The following is a 20,103-nucleotide window of genomic DNA, read 5'->3' on the forward strand; positions in this document are numbered from 1 at the left end:
CGGAACCATATGGTCATTTGAGAAGGATGGTGTGATTTACTTTGAAGAAAAAGAAAAGAAAAAACGAAATGGCCGAGATAGAAGATCTACTGCTGGACTGGGAGCTTCCCTTCGAAGGACAGAAGAAGGAAACCTATTACAATTATCATTGTCAGAAATGTGGGTATAAAGAGGAAGTGCCAGCATTTATCGTAGATGAGATGAAAGCTATGGACAAATTGGATAACTTGGGCTCACCAGGAATGCCAATTTTGGAATGTCCTTATTGTCCTGGAGGCATGGTTTATAAAGGGGAAAAAGAGTAAGCTTTGCGGCTTACTCTTTTAAGTCGCCCGAAGGGCGAATTTGTTCTATGGGGAAAGGATGAGGCTAATGTTGATCGCCGGTCTGGATATTGGCAGTAATTCCTGCCGTTATACTCTGGTGCACTGGCAAAAAAACCAGGGCTTAAGGGTAGTTGAACAGGACCTGGCTACGACCCGGCTGGGCAAAGGGATGGCCGGAGGTATTTTGTTGCCGGAAGCCATCGAGCGTACTGTGGAGGCTATTACTGGTTTTGTTGAACGCGCCCGGCAGAAAGGGGCGGAAAAAATATTAGGGGTGGCGACAGCCGCAGTTCGGGAAGCTGCTAATGGACAGGAGCTGCTAGATCGTCTGGTGCCATTGTCTGCAGAGATTACCTGCATTGATGGGCAACGGGAGGGCTGGTATAGCTGGCTGGGAGCAGTTCAGGGCCTGGGGCTGGAAAAGGGAGATGGAGTAATGGTCATAGACAGCGGTGGTGGCAGTACTGAGTTCAGCTGGCTGGAGGCAGGACAGCTAAAGGCTATTTCACTGAAAATAGGAGCGGTCAGAGCTACGGAAGAAAAATGGTCTCTGGCCGAGATCGATGATTTTCTTGCTAAAGGGATAGCCTCCATTCCTGTTAAACCGGAGAAAGTGATTCTGGTAGGAGGAACTGCGACTACCCTGGGCGCAATGGAGCTGCAGTTGGAGAAATATCAGCCCAGTCTGGTACACGGGCTTAAGCTGTCAGCCCAACAGGTAGCAGCCTGGGCCCGGCGGCTGCGAGAGCTGAATCTGGAGGAAAGAAAACAATTGCCTGGTTTACAGCCTGCCCGGGCGGATATCATCCCTGCCGGTGCTTCCATCCTGGCTGCTGCTACCCACCAGCTGGGCACTGAGCAGGTTTGGTTAAGTGAGACCGATTTACTTTACGGCCAAATCTATATATATATTCAGGAACAGCTGAAATATGACGAAAAAGGCCCGGTTAAATGGGACTTTTCCTAATTTGTCGAAGAAAAAATTTGGACAACCTACCAATACTGACAAGTTTTTCCCGCTCCCCTGATTAAAATATAGATAGGTAGAGTACAGGCTAAGGGGGAGTGGAGCTTGCTGGAATCCCAGTTCGAAATTTATCCCTATCGGCAGACAGAAGATGGACAAGCAGCCATAGCCCGGAAGGAGCGCTGGCGCTGGCCTGATCTGAGCGGGCTGTTAAAAGTAAAAAGAGTTCGGCCTGATTTTAAAGACCTGATCTGGCTGGGTATAGCTGCAATTTTAGCCAACAGCATGATCCTGGAAGATGTTTCACCTTTTTATCCCGCTTTGTTAGGGGGAATCGCCTGGTTTAATGCCCGGCGCCAATGGGCCACCAGCCTGGGAGTAGCTTTGACCCTGGCAGTAAAGGGGGATTACTGGCAGCTGGCAGTAGCCTCAATGCTGGCCCTGGGTTTTGCTACCATTATCGGGCGTATTCCGGAACAGACCCGGCGTCGCTGGTTTTTACCGGTACTGGTGGGAAGCCTTGATTTGACCTTAAGAGCCGGGATGGCCCTTTTGCGACAGGCCCCCTTATATGCCTTTGTTGCCAGCACAGTAGAGGCGGTGCTGGCGGCGGTACTGGCCTACTTTATGCTGGTCTGGTTACCTCCCTTGCTGGAAAAAAGGGAAAAAGCGGTTGAAGCTGTCGGCGGCCTGGGGATACTGGGAACAGGCATTCTTATTGGCTTGAATGGTATAGAAATCAACGGCTTAAGTCTGGTGGGGATTCTCAGCCGTCTGCTGATTCTACTGGCTGCCACCATAGGCGGTATCGGTGGTGGGACGGTAATTGGCACTATTATCGGGCTGATACCTGCTTTGACGGCCCGGGGCTATTCTCCCGTGATAGTCGGGGTTTATGCCTTTGGAGGCTTGCTGGCGGGAATTTTTGAACGTTTTGGCCGCTGGGGCCCGGCCCTGGGCTTGATGTTAAGCAATATATTTCTCTCCTTATATACACCCGACCCCAGGGGGCTGTTGATTATCATGGGGGAAACCCTGATTGCAGTTTTACTATTCTTGCTGTTACCTGCCCGTTTACTGGAAGAATGGCAACGGCGGGCGGGTAGAGTGAGACGGCAACAGGAGCGACAGTTGAAAGAAGAGGCAGAAAAACTGAAGGCCATGACGGCCCAGCGTATTCTGGAATTCGCCAGTGTTTTTCAGGGTCTGTCCAATACTTTTGAACAATTGATTAATTCAACAGGTCGGGAAGGGGAAGAGGATGCTCTGCCTCCGCTGGTTAAAGAGGCCTGTGGTCGCTGCAGCAGACTGGTAACCTGCTGGCAGAGAGAAGAGCGGGCGACCAGACAGGGAATACGGCTATTGTTGAATCTGGCTGAAGCCCAGGGAGGGGTTGATAGTACCCAGGTGAGCCGGGCGCTGAAATATTGTTTTCGCATGCGGGAAATGGCGGCAGCTATTAACTGCCTGGCCAGTGCCCATCGTTTACATAAGTTCTGGGAACATAAGATTCAGGAAAGTCAGGAATTAGTTAAGGAACAGCTGCGGGGTGTTTCCAATTTAATGGAATCTTTCGCCTATGAGCTGGCAGTAACGGGCGAAACGGCAGAAGTACTGGACTGGCCCTACCAGGTGGAATATGGTATTGCCAAAGTAGCCAAGGATGGTTGTATTATTTCCGGAGACAGTACGGCGGTTCAAAATCTGAACAATGGCAAGTTTTTACTGGCCCTCAGTGATGGCATGGGAACGGGTACAAGGGCCGCAGTACAAAGCCAGGCGGCCCTCAGTTTGTTGACTCAGCTGCTGGAGATGGGATATGATCCGGAGATAGCAGTGAAGACTGTGAACTCAGCCATGATTATGCGTTCCAAAGATGAAGAAGAATTCGCTACCCTGGATTTGGCTTTAATTGACCTGCAGGATGGTTCGGCTCACTTTGTCAAGATCGGTGCTGTCTTTTCCCTGATCAAACGGGAGCATCGGATTGGACTGGTTAAATCAGGTTCTTTGCCCATAGGTATTCTGCAACAGATGGAACCGGACCAGATTAATGTCCAGCTGGAACCCGGTGATATAGTGGTGATGTTCAGTGATGGGGTAATTCATGGTACCGGTGCCTGCCCGGAAGAATGGCTGGCCCAGGTCTTGCATCAATGCCGGACAGAGGATCCGGAAAATCTGGCCCATTATATTCTCAACAGTGCCCGTATCCAGGCCAATAACCGAATTGCTGATGATATGACGGTAATAGTATTCCGACTGATCAAAAAGTAAATTTTTCCCCCTCTACGGGGGTTTTTCTTTTCTATTTGGATAATGGTATAATAATGCTATCAGTGTTTGAGGTGGGCAGATGGGCATGGCATCAACCAAGGAAATTGTTGTGATTCTGCTGTGGACCGGCAGGTTGTTGCTGGAAAATGGAGCGGAAATTACCCGGGTAGAAGATACCCTGGAGAGAATGGGCCTGGCTCTGGGGCTGAAAAAGGTAGAGGTTTTTGCCACTCCTACCGGTTTTGTGGTTTCCGGCCAGAATGAGCTGGGGAAGGTCGCTACTATGACGGAACGCATACGGGCCCGGGAGCTGGCTTTACATCGGGTCTTGCTGGTGAATCAGATTTCCCGGCAGGTAGTGGAAGGAGAGCTGCAATTTCCCGAACTGGTGCAGCGCCTGGCAGAGGTGGAAAACGCACCACCAGATTACCCTGCCTGGGTAATGACAGGGGCAGGAACCCTGGCTACCGGTTTTTTTGCCCTGATGTTTGGTGGGGATTGGCGAGCGGCTCTGGTGGCCTGTCTGGGTGGACTGACAGTGATGCTCTGGCGTCAGCTGGTGGCACCGCTAGGGCCAGGCAGAGTGATCACTACATTCCTGGCCGCAGTGATTGGAGCCATAACGGCAGTGCTGGTAGGCCGGCTTTGGCCAACGGTGGCAACAGACAAGGCCATTATCGGGACCATTATGTTGCTGGTACCAGGGGTTGCGGTAACCAGCGCTATAATAGATGTAATCAATGAGGACCTTTTATCCGGGGTAGCCAGGGGAGCAGAAGCCATTTTGATTGCCACTGCCGTGGCTGCCGGAGTCTCCCTGGTACTGGCATTAGGATGATGGAGGCAGACAGAAAAATGTTAAAAGTATTATGGGCTGCAATTGCTTCTGCTTTGTTTGGCATCTTATTTGCTGTGCCTCGACGCTGGTTATTTACAGCAGCAGCAGGTGGAGGGCTGGGCTGGGCCAGTTATACCTGGCTAACTACTATCCACCTGAATGGGATCGTGGCCATGTTTTTGGCAGCAGTCATGGTTACCCTCTTCAGTCAAACGGCGGCCCGGCTGGGAAAGGTGCCAGTACCCATTTTCCTGGTACCAGGCGTGGTGCCCCTGGTGCCAGGGGCGTCCGCTTATGAAGCTATGTTCAATCTGGTCCATGGCCAAACAGCGGCGGGGCTGGCTAAAACGGTGGAGACCCTCTTACTGGGACTGGCCATTGCCGGAGGGCTGGCACTGGGGGCCGCTTTGTTCCGGGCCAGAACGGGAGGAAAGGCCAATGTGGCATAAGATTGAACATTATATTGTCCAGCAACAGCTTCTGCAGTATGGGGAGCGGGTGTTGCTGGCGCTTTCCGGCGGACCGGATTCGGTGGCCCTGGCTCATTGCCTGTTGCAATTAGCGGATAAATACCGGTGGCAGCTGGGGGCTGTACATGTCAACCATCGTATGCGGCCCGGAGAAGCAGAGCGGGATGAGGAGTTTGTGCGCCGCTTGTGCCAGGAATGGAATATTCCCCTTTATGTGGAAAAACTGGAGCAACCTCCGGGATCGGAAGAAGCGGCCCGCGTTGCTCGCTACCGGGTATTTGAACAGCTGCTGAACCAGGGGGGATGGGATAAAATCGCCCTGGGGCATCATCAGGATGACCAGGCGGAAACCCTGTTCTGGCATTTGCTTAGAGGCAGTGGTCTGGACGGGCTGGCGGGTATGGCGGCCCGGCGCGGAAAATTTATCCGGCCGCTGCTGGCAGTAAACCGGGCTGAAATACTTGCTTATTTAAAGAAAAATGATTTACAATGGTGTGTGGATTCCAGTAACCTGTTGCCCATTTATACCCGTAATCGCATTCGGCAGGTGATTTTTCCTTTTCTGGAGCGGGAAATTCAACCGGCTTTAAGAAAACACCTGGCCCGTACCGCCGAGTTGTTGCGGGACGAACTGGAGTTGCTGGAAAAGGTAACAGACCAGTACTGGCAGGAGACGGTCCTCTACCAGAATGAAATGGAAATAGTTCTGGACTTAAAATCCCTGCAAACCCTGCCGGCGGCTTTGCAACGCAGGTTAATCCGCCGGGCCTGGCGGGAATTTACCGCTGCTGAACATCCCCTTTCCTGGGCCAAAACTGAAGGAGTGAGGCGTTTGCTGGAGAAGGACGGCAGTGCCAGCTGGCGCTTAAAGGCAGATCTGGAGGCGGTAAAAGATTATACTAAACTGGTGTTGCGACGACGGTCAGTGCCGGTTAAGGAAGAAACTGTTTCTGAAGAGTGGTACCTGTCCTTACCTGGACAGATTCAGTTGCCGGATGGAACGGTAATTCAGGCGCAGGTTGTTCAGCAACCTGGAGAGCTGGGGCCAGCAGGCAGGGAACTGATTTATCTCTGGGTACCACCAGAAGGAGAATTGCTGGTGCGCTACCGGCGCCCGGGGGACCGTTTTCGGCCAGCGGGGGCACCGGGCAGCAAAAAGCTGAAGGAATGGATGATCGATAAAAAAATTCCCCGTTCAGAGCGGGAACGAATTCCTTTAGTCCTGCTGGGAGAGGATATTGTTTGGGTAGTAGGCTGGCAAGCAGGCCACAATCCTTGCCGGAAAAGCCCGGGAGGAAGATGGGTGGCTTTGTTGCAAAGGCCCGGGTCCTGTGGTACAATATGTAAATATGAGTGACTTTAACACGCACCGCGGGAGGAGTGACTTGGTTGAACAAATTATTTAAAGGTTTCAGCATTTATCTCCTGATCGGCCTGTTGGTGTTTGCCATTTTAGAGCTGTCTGGCCGCCCGTCTGAAACAGTGAACAGGCCATCCTATGATGAATTTGTCAAAATGGTACAGGCTGGGAAAATCAGGGAAGTAACCATTACAACTGAAAACTTAACCAACTCCATTGAAGGTGTGGATAGCAGCGGCAAAAAATTTGCTCTCTACGGCCCGATTCAGGATGAACGGCTGATTGACCGGCTGATGGATGCCAATGTCAAGATAGTGCATAATCCTCCGCCCAAAAACAGTGTCTGGCTATCGGTGCTGACCTCCTTACTGCCAGTATTATTGCTGGTAGGGGTGATGTTCTTCTTTATGCAACAGGCCCAGGGGGGTGGCAACCGGGTCATGTCCTTTGGCAAAAGCCGGGCTCGCCTGGCTTCCGAGGACCGGCGCCGGGTGACCTTTGCCGATGTAGCGGGAGCTGATGAGGCTAAAGAGGAATTGCAGGAAGTAGTGGAATTTCTCAAATACCCCAAGAAATTCCATGAACTGGGGGCGCGGATCCCCAAAGGGGTTTTGCTCTTTGGACCTCCCGGTACCGGTAAGACACTGCTGGCCAGGGCGGTAGCCGGGGAAGCCGGGGTTCCTTTCTACAGTATCAGCGGTTCCGACTTTGTAGAGATGTTTGTCGGGGTAGGGGCCTCCCGGGTAAGGGACCTGTTCGAGCAGGCCAAAAAAAGTGCGCCCTGTATCGTTTTTATCGATGAAATCGATGCCGTTGGTCGCCAGCGGGGAGCTGGTCTGGGTGGTGGCCATGATGAGCGGGAACAAACTCTGAACCAGCTGCTGGTGGAAATGGACGGCTTTACTATGACGGAAAGTGTGATTGTCATTGCGGCTACCAACCGTCCCGATATTCTGGACCCGGCGCTATTGCGCCCGGGCCGATTTGACCGGCAGATTGTGGTAGACCGTCCTGATCTGGTAGGGAGAAAGGAAATCCTCAAGGTGCATATTCGCAACAAGCCGATTGCTCCCTCCGTTGACCTGGATGTGCTGGCCCGGCGAACTCCTGGTTTTACCGGGGCAGACCTGGCCAATATGGTCAATGAAGCGGCCTTGCTGGCAGCCCGGGCCAACAAGAAGCAAATCGAAATGACAGAGCTGGAAAATGCCATTGAAAGGGTTATTGCCGGTCCGGAAAAGAAATCGAAAGTGATTTCTGAACAGGAGAAGAAACTGGTTTCCTACCATGAAGCGGGACACGCAGTTGTGGGTTACCTCCTGCCCAATACTGATCCGGTGCACAAGGTTTCCATTATTCCACGGGGAAGAGCAGGCGGATATACCTTGCTGCTACCCAAGGAAGACCGTTATTATGCTACCAGGAGCCAGCTGCTGGATCAGGTGACCATGTTGCTGGCCGGCCGGGTGGCAGAGGCCCTGATGCTTAATGAAATCAGCACCGGGGCGCAAAATGACCTGGAGCGGGCTACCAATACCGTGCGGCGCATGATTACCGAGTATGGTATGAGCGAAAACCTGGGTCCCCTGACCTTTGGCAACCGCAGTGACCAGGTTTTCCTGGGCCGGGATATCGCTCGCGACCGCAATTACAGTGAAGAAGTAGCCAAGGCCATCGATGCTGAAGTGCGGCGGATGATTGAGGAGTGTTATCAGCGGGCGGAAAGTCTTTTGCTGGAACACAAGGATAAACTGGAACTGGTAGCCAATACCCTGATGGAAAAAGAAACCATTGAGGCTGATGAGTTTACCGCTTTGATGCAAAAGGCGGAAAATGAATAAATAATATGGTTGGGAGGAGTAGAAAAGCTTATGGAAAGAACATTTGTCATGATTAAACCCGATGGCGTTCAGCGCAATCTGGTAGGGGAAATTCTGGCCCGGTATGAGAAAAAGGGTTACAAACTGCTGGCTATGAAGCTAATGCGGGTTACTGAAGAACTGGCCCATCAGCATTATGCCGAGCATGTGGGCAAGCCCTTTTTCCCCGGGCTGGTGGAATACATTACTTCCGGCCCGGTAGTAGCCCTGGTCCTGGGGGGTAAAGGAGTTGTGGCCGGGGTAAGAGCCATGAATGGTGCTACCAATCCCGCCAATGCTGCTCCTGGTACTATCCGGGGTGACTATGGCATAGAAGTGGGCCGCAATGTGGTTCATGCCTCTGATTCGGTAGAATCGGCCGAAAGAGAAATCGCTATTTACTTCAAGGAAGAAGAAATTCTTGCCTACGAAAAGAATGTAGATGCCTGGCTTTACGAATAAAGAGGTCTTTTTGTGCCCTGCTGGCGAATACGCTGGCAGGGTATAATTTATATTTATTAGGTAATGGAGGGGATAGTTATGGAAAAATTACAGGTGGGGTTGACTGGCACGGCGACCACGGAAGTCAGTGAGGCCAACACGGCTATCGCCTATGGCAGTGGCGGGGTGAAAGTTTTTGCCACACCGGCCATGATCGGGTTGATGGAAAAAGCGGCTTTGAGTGCTGTGGATCCCTTGCTGCCAGAAGGGATGGCAACGGTAGGTACCAAAGTGGAGGTTACTCATCTGGCGGCAACGCCGATAGGGATGCAGGTGCGGGCCCAGGCTGAGTTGCTGGAAGTTGAGGGCAAGCGCCTATTATTCCGGGTGGAAGCCTATGATGAGGCAGGACTCATTGGAGAAGGCAAGCACGAGCGCTATATTATTGATATCGCCCGGTTCATTAGCCGGTCTGAGGCGAAAAAAGACCAGAAGAAGTGAAATATAGAATTTTGCAAAAATTCCGCCAACGCCGGCAGGAAATTGGCTGGCGATGGAGAATAATAATTCTACACCAGTATGTGCAGAAGGGGAGAGGACCCCTGCAAATAAAAGAGGATGAGGGAGGATGAGATTGTGAAATCCGATATCGAAATCGCGCTGGCGGCGGAGAAAAAACCTATTACCGAAGTAGCCTCCAAAGTGGGTTTAAGCCCTGATGATCTGGAGCTGTATGGCAAGTATAAGGCTAAGATTTCCGCTGACGTCTGGAAGCGGGTTGCCGACCGGCCCAATGGTAAACTGATTTTGGTCACCGCTATCAACCCCACCCCGGCTGGTGAAGGCAAATCCACCACCACCGTTGGTCTGGGGGATGCTCTGGCCCGCTTGAACAAAAAAGTTATGATCGCTCTCCGGGAACCTTCCCTGGGGCCCTGCTTCGGGATCAAAGGGGGGGCAGCCGGTGGTGGTTATGCCCAGATCGTGCCCATGGAAGACATTAACCTGCATTTCACCGGAGACTTCCATGCTATCACCACTGCCCATAACCTGCTGGCAGCCATGATCGATAACCATCTGCACCAGGGAAATGAACTGGGAATAGATCCGCGGCAGGTGCTGTTCCGTCGTGTCGTTGACCTGAACGACCGGGCCCTGCGGAAAATCGTGATCGGTCTGGGTGGCAAGGCTCAGGGTGTACCCCGGGAAAGCGGGTTTGACATCACTGTTGCTTCCGAAATCATGGCCATCCTCTGTCTGGCCAATGACATCAATGACCTGAAGAAGCGTCTGGGCAATATCCTGGTTGCTTACACCTATGATGGCAAGCCGGTCTATGCCCGGGATCTGAAGGCTGAAGGCTCCATGACTGTTCTGCTCAAGGATGCCATTAAGCCCAACCTGGTCCAGACTTTGGAGCATACACCTGCTTTTGTCCATGGCGGTCCTTTTGCTAATATCGCCCATGGCTGTAACAGTATCCAGGCTACCAAACTGGCTTTGAAACTGGCTGATTATGTGGTAACTGAAGCTGGTTTCGGTGCTGACCTGGGGGCTGAGAAGTTCCTCAACCTGAAGTGCCGTTTTGGCGGTCTGCAGCCGGATGCAGTAGTAATCGTGGCTACTGTACGGGCGCTGAAGTACAATGGCGGTGTAGCCCGGGCTGACCTGAACCAGGAAAACCTGGAGGCTCTGCGCAAGGGTTTTGCCAACCTGGAAAAGCATATTGAGAACGTCGGCAAGTTTGGCTTGCCCGCCGTTGTAGCTATCAACCGCTTCCCCACTGATACAGAAGCAGAGCTGGCTCTGGTACGGCAGCTCTGTGAAGAAGCCGGTGCTGAAGTGGCGCTCTCCGAAGTGTGGGCCAAAGGTGGCGAAGGCGGTATCGAGCTGGCAGAAAAAGTGCTCAAGACCCTGGAAACCAGGCCGGCAGACTTCCGCTTCCTCTATGACCTGGAAATGCCCGTCAAGCAAAAAATCGAAACCATCGCCCGGGAAATCTATGGTGCCGATGGGGTCATCTTCACCAAAGAAGCAGAAAAGGCTCTGGAAGGCTTCGAAAAACTGGGCCTGGGCAACTACCCGGTTTGTATGGCCAAGACCCAGTACTCTCTGTCGGATGATCCCACCAAACTGGGCCGTCCCAGTGGCTTCACCATTACCGTGCGGGAAATCCGGGCTTCTGTAGGCGCCGGCTTCCTGGTAGCTATTACCGGGGATATCATGACCATGCCCGGCCTGCCCAAGCGCCCGGCCGCCGAGTTCATTGATATTGACGAAAACGGTGTAATCACCGGTTTGTTCTAAACTGCAGTTATATAGTATAATGGAGATGGCCCAGGGAGACCTGGGTCCATCTTTTTTAGAGGCGGGCAGGAGGTAGTAATAATGGACTTACTCAACCGTCTAATCAATCATCCCCGGGTGAGGGCAGCATTTACGGAAATAGCCGCCTGGGAAAAGGATAGAATCTATTGCCGACATGGCTGGGAGCATGCCTGGGCTGTTGCCCGGCTGGCTTATATGCTATACTTGGAAGAGAGGGATGAACGGGAGCCTGAGGCCCGGGAGGGGTTTTATGCCGCCGGGCTGTTACACGATCTGGGGCGGGCAGCGGAATATGCTACCGGTGAAGATCATGCCCAGGTTTCGGCCCGGCTGGCCGGGGAGATTCTTGTTGAACTGGGAATGCCCGCTGAATTCATCTATAAGGTTTGTCAGGCTATTGCCGGACACCGCCGGGGAGAGGTAGAGGGTTGGGCCCGCTATCTCTATCTGGCGGACAAGCTCTCCCGTCCCTGCCTGCAGTGCGTGGTTGAGGATTGCTATAAACGGGAAAAAATGCTGGTTTTGCAGCAACTGTATGATTATAGATAGGAGGCAGTGCAAGTGGAAAAAGCCAATCCCAGAGTAGTGCTGATCCGTAATCTGGAACAGGCCAGGCGTGAGCTGGCCCGCATTGGGGCCGATAGCGGTGGTGTTGGTGTGATGGCGGCCAAAAGTGTCTTTTTGCCTGTTAAACTTACAGGCATCGGGATCAAACAGGCCATCATCTTAAAGCAGGAGATGTTGAGCCGGGGTGGGGAAGCGGCTGTACACCGGGCGGTAGGCAACCTCAGCTGTGAGGAAACCGATGTTTTATTGCTGGGGACCTTACGGCAACACCTGGATTTGTGCAAGAAGCTGCGCTCCCAGCCCTTTGGTCTGGGACGGCTGGCCCAGGAAATAGAAGAGGTAGTGAAGACTGCTGCTACCGGTTACCGTAAGTGGCACTGGCGGTGGCAGGGAAGGGAGCTGGTATTGGGGGAGAGAACCCTGGTCATGGGTATCCTCAACGTTACCCCTGATTCCTTTTCCGATGGTGGTAAATTCAATGAGCTGACCGCTGCTGTCAAACAGGCTAAAGCTATGGTGGCAGCAGGGGCGGATATTATCGATGTAGGGGGTGAATCCACTCGCCCTGGACACACTCCGGTAGATGCCGAGGAAGAAATGGCCCGGGTTTTGCCGGTAATCAAGGCTTTGGTTGAGGAGATAGATGTACCTATTTCTGTTGATACCTACAAAGCCCGGGTGGCAGAAGCGGCCATTCAGGCGGGAGCCTCTATTATCAATGATGTCTGGGGCTTGAGGGCTGATCGGGATATGGCCCGGGTAGTGGCGGAAACGGGAGTTCCCTACATCATGATGCACAACCAGCAGGGAACGGAATACCGGGATTTGATGGGGGACGTGCTTGCCTTTTTCCGTGAAGGCATTGATTGGCTAACAGCAGCAGGTGCCAATTTGGACTTATTGGCTCTGGATCCGGGCATTGGTTTCGGCAAAACCTATGAGCACAATCTGGAAGTGCTGGCGCGACTGGACGAATTACGTACTCTCAATTATCCTATATTACTGGGTACTTCCCGCAAGTCGGTTATCGGCAATACCCTGGGCTTGCCGGTCAATGAGCGGGTCGAAGGAACCGGAGCTACGGTGGCTCTGGGAATTGCCATGGGCGCAGAGATTGTGCGGGTCCATGATGTGGAAGCAATGATCCGGGTGGCCAGAATGACTGATGCCATTGTAAGAAGGTGCTGGTAATGGATCGGATTTTAATCAGGGATATAGAGTTCTATGGTTACCACGGCGTCCTGCCGGAGGAGAAAAGGCTGGGTCAGCGGTTTGCTGTAGATCTGGATCTCTACCTGGCTCTGGCTCCGGCGGGCCAGGAGGATAACCTGGAACGGACCGTTAATTATGCTGAAATTGTGGAAAAAGTAGTGACCCTGGGCCAGGCGAAATCATTTAACTTAATTGAAGCCCTGGCAGAGGCGATTGCAGCTGAGATGCTCTGCTATCCTGTAATTGAAAAAGTCCGGGTGCTGGTAAAAAAACCCCAGGCCCCTATTCCCCGGCCTTTTGGTCTGGTGGCAGTTGAAATTGAAAGGAGTCGGGGCTGATGAAAAAAGCCATTATTGCCCTGGGAGGGAACCAGGGCCCGGTGCGGGAAAATTTGCAGCGGGTGCTGATGGCTCTGCCGGAATTAGGAATAGAGCCTGTGGTGGTCGGGGGACTGTATCTAACTGAACCCGTTGGCTATACCGAACAGGACTGGTTTTATAACAGTGCGGCCCTGGTGCAAACGGAGCTGAGCCCGGAGGAATTGCTGGCCCGATTGCTGCAGCTGGAAACGGAGCTGGGGCGGGTACGGCAACTGCGCTGGGGGCCCCGAACCATTGACCTGGATTTGATCTGGTATGAAGGGGAAGAGCGCCAAACCGACTTTTTGCAGTTGCCCCACCCACGGGCAGAGGGAAGGGCTTTTGTAGTTTTGCCCATTGCCGATTTCTGGCCGGACTTCAGACTGGGAACCTGTACTGTGACGGAACTGGGAAAAGCACTGGTAAAAAGTCAAAAAATTAAAAAAATTACCAACTACCCCTGGTAATTTGCCAGAGATAATGTTACAATAAAATTCAGGACAGTATCTGCTCCGGCAGAGCTGTACCTTTAGTCTGGAAATGCAAGCAATCAACCGCTTGGAGCCGCTTCGGACCGAGACGGAAGGAGAAAGGCACTTCTGGCTTTTACACCCTTTCGGCATCTGTCCGAGAGGGTGTTTTTGTCTTTTGGAGGTGGCAGAAATGTTTCTGACCATGGGGATTATTGGAACCGGTAAAGTGGGAACAGCTCTGGCTGTCTTGTTAAAAGAACGGAGCATTCCGGTGGGGGCTGTATGGAATCGCCGGTCCCAAAAGGCCCAGGAGGTAGCCGCTCTTAGCAACTCAATGCCGGTAATGGAAATGGAAGAGGTAGTCGATTATTCAGACTGGATCTGGCTGACAGTCATTGACCGGGCTTTGCCGGAAGTGGTAGAACGGCTGGCCCGATACTCTTGCCGGGGGAAGATTTTTGCCCATACCAGTGGTGCGTTAAGCAGCGAGATTCTAATGCCTTTGCGGGAAGCGGGGGCCAGGGTATTATCTTTCCATCCTTTGCAGACTATTGCAGACTGGCAACAGGCGCAGCAGAACCTGCCCGGGTCACTGGTGGCCCTGGAAGGGGATGAGGAGGCGGTTGAACAGGGGATGGAACTGGCACGGCAACTGGGACTAAACCCCTTTACCATCGCTAAAGAAGCCAAAGCCCTTTATCATGGGGCGGCAGTAGTCGCTTCCAATTATCTGGTTACCCTGGCCTACTGGGCAGGGAAATGGATGGAAGCTGCCGGCATCCCGGCGGCAGCGGCCAACCAGGGGTTGGTGGCACTGATGCAAGGGGCTTTGAATAATATCGGTACTTATGGTCCGATAGCGGCATTAACTGGTCCGATTGTTCGCGGTGATGGACCGACGGTGTATCAGCACCTGAAGGCAGCTAGGGAACAGGGTATACCGGAGATGGAACAGGATTTATACCGGCTGCTGGGCTTGTTGACATTAGAAATTGCCCGGGAGCGAGGATTAGCAGGGGAACAATTGATTGAGTTAAACGGGATTCTGAAAGGAGAGGTTGTATATGGCCCGCATAACCACTACTAAGCTGAAAAAAATGAAAGAGAGTGGCGAAAAAATAACCATGTTGACCTGTTATGACTATTCTACAGCCGTATTGCTGGATGAAGCAGGTGTGGATGTTTTGCTGGTAGGCGATTCCCTGGGTATGGTGATTTTGGGCTATGACAGCACCTTGCCGGTTACTATGGCAGAAATGCTGCACCATACGAGAGCGGTGGCCCGGGGGGCCAAACAGGCAATGGTGGTAGGCGATATGCCTTTTATGTCTTACCAGGTTTCCTGTGAGGAGGCAGTGCGCAATGCTGGCCGCTTTTTGCAGGAAGCGGGAGCCCAGGCGGTCAAACTGGAAGGGGGTCGGGAGGTGGTGCCCCAGATACGGGCGATTGTACAGGCCGGAATTCCCGTGATGGGTCACCTGGGGCTGACTCCCCAGCATGTCCATCGTCTGGGCGGTTATAGTGTACAGGGAAAAGAGGATGCGGCCCGGCAACAATTGCTGGAGGATGCTCGTTTGCTGGTGGAGGTCGGGGTGTTTGCCATTGTACTGGAGTGTGTACCGGTTGACGTGGCTCGTATGGTAACTGAGGCAGTGGATGTACCTACTATCGGTATCGGTGCCGGGCCCTATTGTGATGGGCAAGTGCTGGTAACCCAGGATATGCTGGGGCTGTACCGGGATTTAACTCCCAGGTTTGTACGGCGCTATGCCAGTCTACAGCAGCCAGTAAAAGAGGCGGTACAGGCCTATATACAGGAAGTTAAGGCTGGGTCTTTCCCAGGTCCGGCGGAATCTTTCGGCTGGCCGGAAAAGGAGCCACTAAAAGTTTATTAGAGGTGACGAGCATGGAGATTATCACTTCGGTAAGGGAAATGCAGGCACTGGCCCGGAAATGGCGCCAGGGAGGGAAAAGCACTGGCTTTGTCCCTACCATGGGTTATTTGCATGAAGGCCATTTGACCTTGATGCGCAAGGCCAGGACGGAAAATGAGATTACAGTGGCCAGCATTTTTGTCAATCCCCTGCAATTCGGGGTAGGGGAGGATTATGAAGAATACCCCCGGGATCTGGAGCGGGATGCTCCGCTGGCAGAGGCGGCTGGAGTGGATTATCTGTTTGTTCCTACCGTGCGGGAGATGTATCCTCGAGGTTATCAGACTTTTGTTGAGGTGACTGAGGTAACCCGGGGACTGTGTGGAGCTAGCCGGCCGGGGCATTTTCGAGGAGTCACTACTGTGGTTATGAAGCTGTTCAATATTGTTAAACCTGATCGGGCCTATTTTGGCTGGAAAGATGCCCAGCAGGTGCAGGTTATCAGGCGGATGGTGGAGGATTTGAATCTGGATGTAGAGATAATCCCGGTGCCCATTGTCCGGGAAGCTGATGGACTGGCTCTCAGTTCTCGCAATGTTTATCTCGAGCCCGAGGAAAGGAAGGCCGCTCTGGTATTGTCCCGGAGTCTTAAGCGGGCGGAAGAGCTGGTAGCTCAAGGGGAACGGCAACCAGAGGTTATCAAGGAACAGGTAAAGCAGATGATTGAAGCCGAACCGCTGGCGCAGATTGATTATGTGGAACTGGTAGCTTTGCCGGATTTGACCCCGCTGGAACAGTTACAGGGGCAAGCTTTGCTGGCTCTGGCAGTACGGATTGGTAAAACCCGTTTAATTGATAATACCGTTTTGGAGGTTGAAGGCTAGTGTTCAGAACCATGATGAAATCCAAAATTCACCGGGCGACCGTAACTGAAGCCAACCTGAATTATGTAGGAAGTATTACTATAGATGCAGCTTTAATGGAAGCGGCCGATATTCTGCCCAATGAAAAGGTGCAAGTGGTTAATAATAATAATGGCGCCCGGTTGGAAACCTATGTCATAGAGGGGCCGCGCTATTCCGGGGTTATTTGTTTAAATGGCGCTGCGGCGCGGATGGTTCAGCCTGGTGATAAAATTATCATTATTTCCTATATGCTGGTGGATGACCGGGAGGCCAGAGAATATCAGCCCAAAGTGGTGTTTGTGGATGATCAGAACCGGATTTTGGATACCGCCAATCTGGAACGGCATGGGGAAATTCGTTGAAATGGCGCAATATTCTTGCTATGATGAACATAGGACAAACTATGCTATTTAAGGAGAGAAAGAAATGGAACAACATGAAGTTAGCCGATGGCAAGAAGAGATACGGCGTTTGAAAAAGGAACGGAATGCTGTTATTCTGGCTCATTACTATCAACGCCCTGAAGTCCAGGATGTGGCTGATTTTATCGGGGATTCCCTGCAATTAAGCCAGCAGGCAGCTGCTACTGATGCGGATGTGATTGTCTTTTGCGGTGTGCATTTTATGGCTGAAAGTGCAGCCATTCTGTCACCGGATAAAATTGTGCTTTTACCGGAGGAAAGGGCCGGCTGTCCCATGGCGGATATGGTTACTGCAGAAGCCTTACGGCAGAAGAAACAGGAGCATCCGGAGGCAGTAGTTGTTTGTTATGTCAATTCGGCTGCTGATGTCAAGGCGGAAAGCGATATCTGTTGCACTTCTTCCAATGCTGTCAAGGTAGTCAACAGCTTGCCGCCGGAGCAACCCATTTTGTTTATTCCCGATAAAAACCTGGGCAACTGGGTGGCCCGTCAAACTGGACGGAATAATATTATCCTCTGGGAAGGCTGGTGTAATACCCATGACCGGCTGACCAGAGAGGATATTCTGGCTGCTAAAGAGGCCCATCCCGAGGCCCTGGTACTGGTTCATCCGGAATGCCGTCCTGATGTGGTTGACCTGGCTGATGGTGTGTTCAGCACCGCCGGGATTATCAATTATGCCCGTAATAGTGAGGCCCGGGAGTTTATTATCGGGACGGAAAGCGGGATTTTGCACCAGTTACAAAAAACCTGCCCGGACAAACAGTTTTATCTGGCATCCAATAAATTAATCTGTCCCAACATGAAATCGACGACTCTCCCCAAAGTCAAATATGCTTTGGAGGAAATGGAGCCGCGCATTACCGTGCTACCGGAAATCCGGGACAGGGCGTTAAATGCTCTGGAAAGAATGCTGGCCATCCGGTAGTTTAGGAGGAAAGAGGGTTGAGGGTTGATTATCTGGTAGATTTCCGTTTGGATGCTCTCCCGGTAGAAACTGCCGATTATATTGTAGTGGGCAGCGGTATTGCCGGGCTCTATACGGCGATTAAGGCAGCTGAACATGGCAAAGTCATCCTGTTGACCAAAAAAGGTTTAGGGGATACCAATACCGATCATGCCCAGGGAGGTATTGCCGCTGTTTTTGACCAGGAAGAGGATTCGCCGGAATTGCATAAAGCTGATACGCTGGCAGCAGGAGCAGGCCTGTGTGACCTGGAGGCAGTAGAAGTACTGGTGACTGAGGGGCCGGAACGGGTAAAAGAATTGATTGCTATGGGGGCGGATTTTGACCGCACTGAAGGAGGCCATATCTCTTTGACCCGGGAGGGGGCCCATAGTCGGCGTCGTATCCTTCATGCCCGGGGAGATGCCACCGGGGAAGAGATTCAGCGTACTCTAACCCGGCAGGTGAAAAGGGAGCAGAAGATTGATCGCAGGGAAAATCATTTTGTGGTGGACCTGCTGGTCTGGGATGAACGCTGCAGAGGGGTTCTGGCCTATGATGAACAGGACCAGCTCCGCTGTTTTCTGGGGAAATTTGTTGTCCTGGCCACTGGAGGCGGCGGCCGGCTCTATCGTAACACCACCAATCCCGAAGTAGCTACCGGAGATGGGTTTGCTATTGCCTATCGGGCCGGAGCAGCGGTGATGGATATGGAGTTTGTCCAGTTTCATCCTACGGCGCTGATGGTACCGGGGGCTGCTTTTTTCCTGATTTCCGAAGCGGTCAGGGGAGAAGGGGCATATTTGCGTAACCATAAAGGGGAACGATTCATGATCCATTACCATCCCCTGGCAGAACTGGCTCCCCGGGATGTAGTAGCCAGAGCAATTGTTCAGGAGTTGCTGAAATCAGGGGAAGATCATGTTTATCTGGACCTGCGCCATTTAACTCCGGATCGGGTCAGGCAGCGTTTCCCAAAAATTACCGCTACCTGCCGGCGATTTGGCCTGGACCTGGCGACGGACCTGATTCCAGTGGCACCAGCGGCTCATTATTTTATGGGCGGCATTAAAACCGATATCAATGGTGCTACCACGCTGCCGGGGCTATATGCCTGTGGGGAGACTGCCTGTGTTGGTGTTCATGGTGCCAATCGGCTGGCCAGCAATTCCCTGCTTGATGGCCTGGTTTTTGGAGGCAGAATAGTGGAGGCGACCAGGGGGCAGTTGGAGACAGTGGTATTGCCCCGGGATCTGCCTGAACTGGAATTGAGGAGATCGGAGCAGGTGCTATCCAGGCCGCTACCAGAAATGGTAGAGGAGCTGCAGGAAATCATGTGGCAGCATGTTGGGCTGGTGCGGACGGCGGCAGGCTTGAAAGCGGCTCTGGCCCGGATTGAGGCAGGTAAAAAGGATTTAAGCGGACCTTTACAAGGGCGGGATGCCTGTCAAACTGCCAATATGTACTGGACGGCCGGGCTGGTGGCACAAGCGGCTCTGATACGTACTGAAAGCCGGGGTGGTCACTATCGCAGTGATTACCCATTTACCGATGATGCTCACTGGCTCAAGCGGGTGGTATTAAAATATGATGGAGGCCAGGAATGATGTTACAGCGTTTCTTGGTAGAGGATATTATTAAACGGGCCCTGCAAGAGGATTTGGCCTGGGGGGATGTAACTACCGAAGCTACTGTTGACCCGGATTTGTTAGGTACTGCCTATATTTATGCCAAGCAGGAAGGGGTAGTTGCGGGCTTACAGGTAGCAGCCTGGACCTTTCAGATGCTGGAGCCCCGGGTGCTAGTGGATTTCCTTTGCCGTGACGGGGAACTGGTGACTTACGGGCAACGGTTATTAAAAATAGAGGGACCTGTGCGGGCCATTCTTTCTGCTGAACGGGTAGCATTGAATTTATTGCAAAGGATGTCGGGTATAGCTACCCAGACCCGGCGACTGGTTGAAGCTCTGGCCGGATATAAAATTAAACTGGTGGATACCCGCAAAACGACTCCGGGCTTGCGAATTCTGGAAAAATACGCGGTCAGGGTAGGGGGTGGAGCCAACCACCGTTTTGGCCTGGCAGATTGTGTATTGATTAAGGATAACCATATTAAAGCCGCCGGAGGCATTAAGGCGGCAGTGAATAAAGCCAGGCAAAGAGTAGGTCATACCATGAAAATCGAGGTAGAGGTGGAAAATCTAACCCAGGTGCAGGAGGCTTTGCAGGCTGGAGCAGATATAATCATGCTGGATAATATGAATATAAACACAATCACAGAGGCGGTGGCTCTGGCTAAAGGCAAAGCGATTCTGGAAGTTTCCGGGGGTATGGATCTGGAAAAAGCGCGACAGGCCGCCGAATTGGGGGTAGACCTGGTAAGTGTAGGCAGTCTTACCCATTCAGTGAAGGCGATGGATATCAGTCTGGATCTATTTACCAGCAAGATTTCCACCTTTACGGCCGGAGAGGAAGATTAA

General features: G+C 52.4%; 21 protein-coding genes. All 21 read left to right on the forward strand.

The features are described 5' to 3' along the window. The first annotated feature begins 41 nt into the window (after positions 1-41). The 21 genes from B5D20_RS10425 to nadC all read left to right on the forward strand — a co-directional run bounded on the left by B5D20_RS10425 (position 42) and on the right by nadC (position 20,103). The gene (locus B5D20_RS10425) at positions 42-305 is read left to right on the forward strand and encodes a hypothetical protein (RefSeq protein ID WP_078664755.1); all 264 of its coding nucleotides are present in this window, start codon (positions 42-44) and stop codon (positions 303-305) included. A gap of 67 nt (positions 306-372) precedes the next feature. Beyond that, complete coding sequence (locus B5D20_RS10430) at positions 373-1,293, forward strand: Ppx/GppA phosphatase family protein (RefSeq protein ID WP_159071760.1); 921 nt, start codon at positions 373-375, stop codon at positions 1,291-1,293. Between the two features lie 105 nt (positions 1,294-1,398). Further along, complete coding sequence (locus tag B5D20_RS10435; RefSeq protein ID WP_078666174.1) at positions 1,399-3,570, forward strand: SpoIIE family protein phosphatase; 2,172 nt, start codon at positions 1,399-1,401, stop codon at positions 3,568-3,570. 85 nt (positions 3,571-3,655) lie between these two features. Further along, complete coding sequence (locus B5D20_RS10440) at positions 3,656-4,408, forward strand: threonine/serine exporter family protein (RefSeq protein WP_159071761.1); 753 nt, start codon at positions 3,656-3,658, stop codon at positions 4,406-4,408. A 17-nt stretch (positions 4,409-4,425) separates the two neighbouring features. Then, a complete protein-coding gene (locus B5D20_RS10445) occupies positions 4,426-4,857 on the forward strand; it encodes a threonine/serine exporter family protein (RefSeq protein WP_159071762.1) in 432 nt (143 codons plus the stop codon). Further along, positions 4,847-6,235 (forward strand): tRNA lysidine(34) synthetase TilS, encoded by a 1,389-nt coding sequence (gene tilS, locus B5D20_RS10450; RefSeq protein WP_159071763.1) that lies wholly within the window; start codon positions 4,847-4,849, stop codon positions 6,233-6,235. Before B5D20_RS10445 ends, tilS begins: the two co-directional genes overlap by 11 nt. Before the next feature lie 32 nt (positions 6,236-6,267). Beyond that, complete coding sequence (ftsH, locus tag B5D20_RS10455; RefSeq protein WP_078666178.1) at positions 6,268-8,079, forward strand: ATP-dependent zinc metalloprotease FtsH; 1,812 nt, start codon at positions 6,268-6,270, stop codon at positions 8,077-8,079. A 30-nt stretch (positions 8,080-8,109) separates the two neighbouring features. Further along, positions 8,110-8,559, forward strand: coding sequence for a nucleoside-diphosphate kinase (gene ndk, locus B5D20_RS10460; RefSeq protein ID WP_078666179.1), 450 nt, complete (start codon positions 8,110-8,112; stop codon positions 8,557-8,559). A gap of 78 nt (positions 8,560-8,637) precedes the next feature. Further along, positions 8,638-9,039, forward strand: a complete 402-nt coding sequence (locus B5D20_RS10465) for a thioesterase family protein (protein ID WP_078666180.1) — start codon at positions 8,638-8,640, stop codon at positions 9,037-9,039. A gap of 135 nt (positions 9,040-9,174) precedes the next feature. After that, entirely contained in the window at positions 9,175-10,845 is a 1,671-nt protein-coding gene (locus tag B5D20_RS10470) for a formate--tetrahydrofolate ligase (RefSeq protein WP_078666181.1), read from the forward strand. A gap of 81 nt (positions 10,846-10,926) precedes the next feature. Further along, positions 10,927-11,415, forward strand: coding sequence for an HD domain-containing protein (locus tag B5D20_RS10475; protein WP_078666182.1), 489 nt, complete (start codon positions 10,927-10,929; stop codon positions 11,413-11,415). 12 nt (positions 11,416-11,427) lie between these two features. Continuing rightward, positions 11,428-12,624 (forward strand): dihydropteroate synthase, encoded by a 1,197-nt coding sequence (gene folP / locus B5D20_RS10480; RefSeq protein ID WP_242952064.1) that lies wholly within the window; start codon positions 11,428-11,430, stop codon positions 12,622-12,624. After that, the gene (gene folB, locus B5D20_RS10485; protein ID WP_078666183.1) at positions 12,624-12,983 is read left to right on the forward strand and encodes a dihydroneopterin aldolase; all 360 of its coding nucleotides are present in this window, start codon (positions 12,624-12,626) and stop codon (positions 12,981-12,983) included. Before folP ends, folB begins: the two co-directional genes overlap by 1 nt. Further along, positions 12,983-13,471: a 2-amino-4-hydroxy-6-hydroxymethyldihydropteridine diphosphokinase gene (gene folK, locus B5D20_RS10490; protein ID WP_078666184.1), complete on the forward strand. Its 489-nt coding sequence runs from the start codon at positions 12,983-12,985 to the stop codon at positions 13,469-13,471. The genes folB and folK overlap by 1 nt, the downstream gene beginning before the upstream one ends. A gap of 196 nt (positions 13,472-13,667) precedes the next feature. Beyond that, the gene (locus tag B5D20_RS10495) at positions 13,668-14,564 is read left to right on the forward strand and encodes a Rossmann-like and DUF2520 domain-containing protein (protein ID WP_159071764.1); all 897 of its coding nucleotides are present in this window, start codon (positions 13,668-13,670) and stop codon (positions 14,562-14,564) included. Continuing rightward, positions 14,542-15,372 carry a 3-methyl-2-oxobutanoate hydroxymethyltransferase gene (gene panB / locus B5D20_RS10500; protein WP_078666186.1) on the forward strand — a complete coding sequence of 277 codons (831 nt, stop codon included), beginning with the start codon at positions 14,542-14,544 and terminating at the stop codon, positions 15,370-15,372. The genes B5D20_RS10495 and panB overlap by 23 nt, the downstream gene beginning before the upstream one ends. Positions 15,373-15,383: 11 nt before the next feature. Then, positions 15,384-16,235 (forward strand): pantoate--beta-alanine ligase, encoded by an 852-nt coding sequence (gene panC / locus B5D20_RS10505; RefSeq protein WP_078666187.1) that lies wholly within the window; start codon positions 15,384-15,386, stop codon positions 16,233-16,235. Then, positions 16,235-16,618: an aspartate 1-decarboxylase gene (gene panD, locus B5D20_RS10510; protein ID WP_078666188.1), complete on the forward strand. Its 384-nt coding sequence runs from the start codon at positions 16,235-16,237 to the stop codon at positions 16,616-16,618. The genes panC and panD overlap by 1 nt, the downstream gene beginning before the upstream one ends. A gap of 64 nt (positions 16,619-16,682) precedes the next feature. Next, on the forward strand, positions 16,683-17,606 hold the full coding sequence (gene nadA, locus B5D20_RS10515; RefSeq protein WP_078666189.1) for a quinolinate synthase NadA: 924 nt from the start codon (positions 16,683-16,685) through the stop codon (positions 17,604-17,606). Positions 17,607-17,623: 17 nt separating this feature from the next. Next, positions 17,624-19,231, forward strand: coding sequence for an L-aspartate oxidase (gene nadB / locus B5D20_RS10520; protein ID WP_078666190.1), 1,608 nt, complete (start codon positions 17,624-17,626; stop codon positions 19,229-19,231). Continuing rightward, on the forward strand, positions 19,231-20,103 hold the full coding sequence (gene nadC / locus B5D20_RS10525; RefSeq protein WP_078666191.1) for a carboxylating nicotinate-nucleotide diphosphorylase: 873 nt from the start codon (positions 19,231-19,233) through the stop codon (positions 20,101-20,103). Before nadB ends, nadC begins: the two co-directional genes overlap by 1 nt.

Origin of the sequence: Carboxydocella sporoproducens DSM 16521 (assembly GCF_900167165.1) — a bacterium.
GTDB lineage: Bacteria > Bacillota.